We start from the raw sequence: 6,861 nt of genomic DNA, 5'->3' as shown, positions 1-6,861 counted from the left end.
GCCGAAAGGATCTGGGTGCGTTATGAGGCGTTGACGGCGCAACGTCAATGAGATCAGGTGGCACGCCTCGCATGCAGGCCACCACCCCGGCTATAATCACCGCCACCTTTTGCCGCCATCCGAGTCTAGCCCGCCCATGTATACTCTGGCCCGCCAGCTGTTGTTCAAACTCTCCCCGGAAACCTCCCACGATCTGTCCCTGGACCTGATCGGTGCCGGTGGCCGCCTGGGGCTCAATGGCCTGGTATGCAAGGCACCGGCGAAAGTGCCGGTGTCGGTGATGGGGTTGAACTTCCCCAACCCGGTCGGGCTGGCAGCCGGCCTGGACAAGAACGGCGCGGCCATCGACGGGTTTGCGCAGTTGGGTTTCGGCTTTGTCGAAATCGGCACCGTAACGCCGCGGCCGCAACCGGGCAACCCCAAGCCGCGCATTTTCCGCCTGCCGGAAGCGGAGGCGATCATCAATCGCATGGGCTTCAACAACCTCGGGGTCGACCATCTGCTGTCGCGGGTTCAGGCGGCGAAGTACACCGGCATCCTGGGTATCAACATTGGCAAGAACTTTGACACGCCGGTGGAGCGTGCGGTGGATGACTACCTGATTTGCCTGGACAAGGTCTATGCCCACGCCAGCTATGTCACCGTCAACGTCAGCTCGCCCAACACCCCGGGCCTGCGCAGCCTGCAATTTGGTGATTCCCTCAAGCAACTGCTCGAAGCCTTGCGCCAGCGCCAGGAAGACTTGGCCGTGCGTCATGGCAAGCGTGTGCCGCTGGCTATCAAGATAGCGCCGGACATGAGCGATGAAGAAACCGTACTGGTGGCCCAGGCCCTGGTGGATTCAGGGATGGATGCGGTGATTGCGACCAACACCACCCTCAGCCGCGTGGGCGTCGAAGGCCTGGCTCATGGTGACGAGGCGGGCGGCCTGTCGGGCGCACCGGTGCGTGACAAGAGCACCCATATCGTCAAGGTGCTGGCGGCCGAGTTGGCTGGGCGTTTGCCGATCATCGCGGTGGGCGGTATCACCGAAGGCAAGCATGCGGCTGAGAAGATCGCGGCCGGCGCCAGCCTGGTGCAGTTGTACTCCGGCTTCATCTACAAAGGCCCGGCATTGATTCGCCAGTCGGTGGATGCCATCGCTGCCTTGCGCTGAGCAGGCAATAAAAAGGGCTCCATGAAGGAGCCCCTGGGCCGAAGCCCGCCGCCCGGATGGGGCGCGCGTGGTTAAGTCGTTACAGATTCAAAGATGTGTGTGTCGCAATTAAATCCCCTGATTAGCCGACGGCGTGAAGTTCGTTGAGTCTGTGGATGCCCGCAGTGCCAGTCATACCGTCCCAGTTGTCGCCGCGTCCTTCTCGCCAGCCGTTGATCCAGGCTTGGCGTACCGACGGTAGAGTAAATGGGCAAAGCTCACGGGATTTTCCATGAACGCCATATTGATATCCGCGTAAAAATGCTCTTTCCAACGGATCACGCTTAAGTCTTCTCATAGGGTGTTTCCCTCACTTGTTGACTGTCTAGATATCCTTCGGCCTTGTCCAAGGCCGGGCAGAGTTTTTCTGCCGTTGGTGGGCTCGCTGCCGGCGTGGCGAGCCAATGTGTTGGCACCGTTACGGCGCCAACCTGTGTTGAGTTCTAACCAATAGGTCACATGTATTCAATGATCGTTTTGTCATAAGCACGTAACGATAACGATGCTATAGCCATAAGCTGGGCTGGTTATTCGCCCCTTTTATAGGGCAAAGCCAGCTATGATGTGCCCTGCAAAGAGGAATGGTTTAATTCCTTAGTGAGAATGCCCGCCTGTTGCAGTCGGTTATTATTCGACGAAGGGTCGGAATATTTCTTTTTGTTGCGCAACATTCTTCTTCTGCCTCGCCCATAAAGGCTCAAGAGCCCGCCAGACGGGGTGGAACGGCACATTCGTGCCACGCGAGCACTCTTCGAGAAAAGTGCTTGATTGAAAACCGAACCGGCGATGCGTCGCCTGTTCACTTATTGCTGAAAAGCCTGGAATGCCCCATGTCGGACCGTTTTGAACTCTTCCTCACCTGCCCCAAGGGCCTCGAAGGCCTGCTGATCGAGGAAGCCGTCGGGCTTGGCCTTGAGGAAGCCCGCGAGCACACCTCGGCCGTGCGCGGCATGGCCGACATGGAAACCGCCTACCGCTTGTGCCTCTGGTCGCGCCTGGCCAACCGTGTGTTGCTGGTGCTCAAGCGCTTCCCGATGAAGGACGCCGAGGATCTTTACCACGGCGTGCTGGACATCGAATGGGCTGACCACATGGTCCCCGACGGTACCCTCGCGGTGGAGTTCAGCGGCCATGGCTCGGGCATCGACAACACCCACTTCGGCGCGCTGAAGGTCAAGGATGCGATCGTCGACAAACTGCGCACCCCGACCGGCGAACGTCCGTCCATCGACAAGATCAACCCTGACCTGCGCATTCACCTGCGCCTGGACCGTGGCGAAGCCATCCTGTCCCTGGACCTCTCCGGCCACAGCCTGCACCAGCGCGGCTACCGCCTGCAGCAGGGCGCGGCACCCCTGAAGGAAAACCTGGCGGCGGCGATCCTGATCCGCGCCGGCTGGCCGCGTATTGTAGCCGAAGGCGGCGCACTCACAGACCCGATGTGCGGTGTGGGTACCTTCCTGGTCGAGGGCGCGATGATCGCCGCCGACATGGCCCCCAACCTCAACCGTGAACTCTGGGGTTTCACCACCTGGCTGGGCCACGTCCCGGCGCTGTGGAAAAAACTGCACGCAGAAGCCACTGAGCGTGCCGCCATCGGCATGAACAAGCCGCCGTTGTGGGTACGTGGCTACGAAGCCGACCCGCGCCTGATCCAGCCCGCACGCAACAACATCGAACGCGCCGGCCTGAGCCACTGGATCAAGGTGTACCAGGGCGAAGTGGGCACGTTCGAGCCGCGCCCGGATCAGAATCAGAAAGGTTTGGTGATCTGCAACCCACCCTACGGTGAGCGCCTGGGTGACGAAGCCAGCCTGTTGTATCTCTATCAGAACCTCGGCGAACGCTTGCGCCAAGCCTGTATGGGCTGGGAAGCCGCAGTGTTCACCGGCGCGCCGGACCTGGGCAAGCGCATGGGTATCCGTAGCCACAAACAGTATTCGTTCTGGAACGGCGCATTGCCGTGCAAATTGTTGCTGATCAAGGTCAACCCGGATCAGTTCGTCACCGGCGAACGCCGCACTCCTGAACAGCGCCAGGCCGAACGTGAGCAAGCGGCCTACGATCAGGCCCCGAGCGAGCCGGCAGAGCGTCAGTACAACAAGAACGGCAACCCGATCAAGCCCGCCCCGGCCCCCGTGGTGGAGCAGGCGCGCTTGAGCGAAGGCGGGCAGATGTTTGCCAACCGCCTGCAGAAGAACCTCAAGCTGTTGGGCAAATGGGCCAAGCGCGAAGGCGTGGATTGCTACCGTGTGTATGACGCCGACATGCCTGAGTACTCCATGGCCATCGACCTGTACCACGATTGGGTGCACGTGCAGGAGTACGCCGCGCCTAAATCCATCGACCCGGAAAAAGCCTCGGCCCGCATGTTCGATGCCCTGGCGGCCATTCCCCAGGCACTGAACGTCGACAAGAGCCGTGTGGTGGTCAAGCGTCGTGAGCGTCAGAGCGGCACCAAGCAATACGAGCGTCAGAGTGCCCAAGGTAAATTCACCGAGGTCAGTGAAGGCGGCGTGAAGTTGCTGGTCAACCTTACCGATTACCTGGACACCGGCCTGTTCCTCGACCACCGCCCGATGCGCATGCGCATCCAGAAGGAAGCGGCGGGCAAGCGTTTCCTCAACTTGTATTGCTACACCGCCACCGCGAGTGTGCATGCCGCCAAGGGCGGTGCGCGCAGCACCACCAGCGTCGACCTGTCCAAGACCTACCTGGACTGGGCGCGTCGCAACTTCTCCCTCAACGGTTTTTCCGACAAGAACCGCCTGGAACAGGGTGACGTGATGGCGTGGCTGGAAGCGAGCCGCGATGAATTCGACATGATCTTCATCGACCCGCCGACCTTCTCCAACTCCAAGCGCATGGAAGGCATCTTCGACGTGCAGCGTGACCATGTGCAGTTGCTCGACCTGGCCATGGCGCGCCTGGCGCCGGGTGGCGTGTTGTACTTCTCCAACAACTTCCGCAAGTTCCAGCTGGAAGACAACCTCAGCGAACGCTATGCGGTCGAGGAAATCAGCGACAAGACCATCGACCCGGATTTTGCGCGCAATGCCAAGATCCACCGCGCCTGGAAAATCACCGCACGCTGATTTCCACCTGTAGGAGCGAGCTTGCTCGCGAAAAACGTCAACGATAACGCGGATATCCTGGATGAACGCGGTGCCTGTGAGTGTTTCGCGAGCAAGCTCGCTCCTACGGTAAACCTCTGTGGTGAGAGAGCTTGCTCCCTCGCCACAATAAGTCCGTTGACGGTTTTGCACTGGTCAAACCCCTGACCGATGGCTATAACTTAAGCCCTAGCCAAAGTGACACCCCCGCACACTGGCGCTGTGAGTGTTGCCTATGCCGATGCAAGTCGTTCGCCCGAAAATCCTTGGTTTTATCAGTGAGCAGGCATCGGCTTGGCTGGTGGCATTGGTGGTGTTATTGATCGGTAGCGCGCTGACGGTGGTCGTCGCGTGGGCGGCATCCGACTTATATCAGCAACAGGTGCGCCAGCGGTTCCAGTTGCTGGTCAACGAGCGCTACACCCGCATCCAGGAACGTTTTGAAGACCAGGAGCAACGCCTGGGCAGCTTGCAGCGCTTTTTCGTCAATTCCGGCGAGGTGTCTCGCGCCGAGTTCGACGGTTTCGCCAAACCGCTGTTGTTGCATGCCCGTGCCTATGCCTGGGCCCCACGGGTATTTCGCACGCAGCGCAACCTGTTTGAGCAGGACATTTCTCGCCAGCGCGGCATTCCCTTCAGTATCCGCGAACTGAATACTGCAGGTGAGTTGGCACCAGCGGCCGAACGCGATGAATATGTACCGGTGCTGTACAGCCAGACGCAAAGTCTGCTGGGCTCGCCGCTGGGCTTTGATCTGCTGGCCCAACCCCTGCGTCGCTCAGCCCTGGAGCGTGCGCAAGAAAGCGGCCAGCTGGCAGTGTCGCAACCCATGCAGTTGGTGGGGGTGGAACCCGCATATGCCGCAGGCGTGTTGTTGGTGGCGCCCGTGAGCAAACTCGCTGGTGCCGAGCCCTACGGTTATGTGATGGCGGTGATCAGCATGCGTCAGCTGGTAGCCGAGGGGTTGCCCAGGCCCAACCGGGACAACCTGGTGATGCAGATCGTAGACACCTCCGACACCCAGCAACGGGTGTTGTATGCCTCCAGCAACACCTTGGGCAGCAGCGGCTTGACGGCTGCGCGCCGCCTCACCCTGGGCGATCATGTCTACGCCCTGAGCCTGAGCGCCAGCGAAGTGTTCGACAGGGCCAACCATTCTTCGATGCACACCATTCTGGCGATGGGCGTGTTGCTCAGCGCCTTGCTCAGTGCGCTGCTTTACATGCTGGTGAGCCAGCGCCAGCGCGCACTGAAACTGGTGGAGCAACGCACCGTACAATTGCGCGCCCGTGAGCAGGAGTTGCGTGGCGCCCATGGGCAATTGCGCAGCGTGCTGAATGCGGCGACTCAAGTGGCGATCATTGCCACGGACCTGCGCGGGGTGATCAACACCTTCAATGCCGGTGCCGAGCAGATGCTGGGCTTTACGGCCGAGGAGGTGCTGGGGCATATGACCTTGGACCGTCTGCACGTAGCCATGGAACTCGACGCCCGCGCTGAGCCGTTGAGCAGGGCGCTGGGCAAGCGCATCCCCGCGAGCCAGGCGATGCTGGTGGAGAGCCCGGACAGTCAACATGAAGGACGTGAGTGGACGCTGGTGCGCAAGGACGGCAGCCAACTGACGGTCAACATGTTGCCGACCGTGCTCTTGGATGACCATGGCCTGTGGGTCGGGCACCTGGCGATTTACCTGGATGTCACCGAGCAAAAGCGCGCCTATGAGGCCCTTGCTGTACGCGACCGCCTGCTGAAAAAACTCAGCGCCCACGTGCCGGGTGGGATCTTCCAGTTCACCCTGGAGCCCCAGGACACCTGGCGTTTCATCTATGCCAGCGAAGGCATGCGCGATATCTATGAAATCGAACTGGGCATGCTGCAGCAGGATGCGGGCAAAGTGCTGGAGCGCATTCACCCCTTGGACCTGGAGCGCGTGCGTGCGTCGATACGCCTTTCTGCGTTGCAACTGAGCCATTGGCGCGAAGAGTACCGCGTGCAATTACCCCAACGAGGCCTGCGCTGGATTCGCGGCGAAGCGACGCCGGAAGAGTTGCCGGGAGGCGGTACGCTTTGGCACGGTTATGTGTCGGATATTTCTGATCTCAAACGGGTCGAGGAAGAACTGCGTGCGCTGTCCATCACCGACTCTCTGACAGGGATCTATAACCGCCGCTATTTCCAGGATCGCCTCAAGGGCGAAATGCTCCGGCTCAACCGTATGTCTGGCGCGCTGTCGTTGATCATGCTCGATATCGACCACTTCAAGCGCATCAACGATCAGCACGGCCATGCCGTGGGCGACGGCGTGCTGCAGGAGTTGTGCAAGCGTATCGGCCAACGCTTGCGCCGCACCGATGTGTTTTGCCGGATCGGCGGGGGAGCTGTCTCTTATATACACCTCCGAGCCCACGAGACTGTCGCTGGCATTTCGTATGCCGTCTTCTGCTTGATAAAAAAATTCAATCTCCTCATCCTTCTCATTCCCCTCCTCCCAGCTCTTATCGTATTGTGCTGTCTCTGTCACTGCATCTTCCCTCCCTTCCTTCCTTTTCTTTT

Annotated in this window: 4 protein-coding genes; 3 read left to right on the top strand and 1 reads right to left on the bottom strand. The window is 60.2% G+C overall.

Annotated features, from left to right (window positions below; genetic code table 11):
- The first annotated feature begins 136 nt into the window (after positions 1 to 136).
- Entirely contained in the window at positions 137 to 1,156 is a 1,020-nt protein-coding gene (locus tag GIW04_RS26210; RefSeq protein ID WP_003193260.1) for a quinone-dependent dihydroorotate dehydrogenase, read from the top strand.
- Between the two features lie 121 nt (positions 1,157 to 1,277).
- Here GIW04_RS26210 and rmf read toward each other — a convergent pair whose 3' ends face one another.
- The gene (gene rmf, locus GIW04_RS26205) at positions 1,278 to 1,493 is read right to left on the bottom strand and encodes a ribosome modulation factor (RefSeq protein WP_002553055.1); all 216 of its coding nucleotides are present in this window, start codon (positions 1,491 to 1,493) and stop codon (positions 1,278 to 1,280) included.
- A gap of 532 nt (positions 1,494 to 2,025) precedes the next feature.
- On the opposite strand from rmf, the gene rlmKL reads away from it, so the two are divergent.
- Positions 2,026 to 4,290 (top strand): bifunctional 23S rRNA (guanine(2069)-N(7))-methyltransferase RlmK/23S rRNA (guanine(2445)-N(2))-methyltransferase RlmL, encoded by a 2,265-nt coding sequence (rlmKL, locus tag GIW04_RS26200; RefSeq protein WP_120248449.1) that lies wholly within the window; start codon positions 2,026 to 2,028, stop codon positions 4,288 to 4,290.
- A 253-nt stretch (positions 4,291 to 4,543) separates the two neighbouring features.
- Positions 4,544 to 6,861: sensor domain-containing diguanylate cyclase (locus GIW04_RS26195; protein WP_236479340.1), on the top strand; the 2,318-nt coding region annotated here is incomplete at its 3' end.

The organism is Pseudomonas sp. PA-4-8C (assembly GCF_021606625.1).
Taxonomy (GTDB): domain Bacteria; phylum Pseudomonadota; class Gammaproteobacteria; order Pseudomonadales; family Pseudomonadaceae; genus Aquipseudomonas; species Aquipseudomonas lactis.
This window is presented reverse-complemented; position numbering and strand designations above follow the sequence as displayed.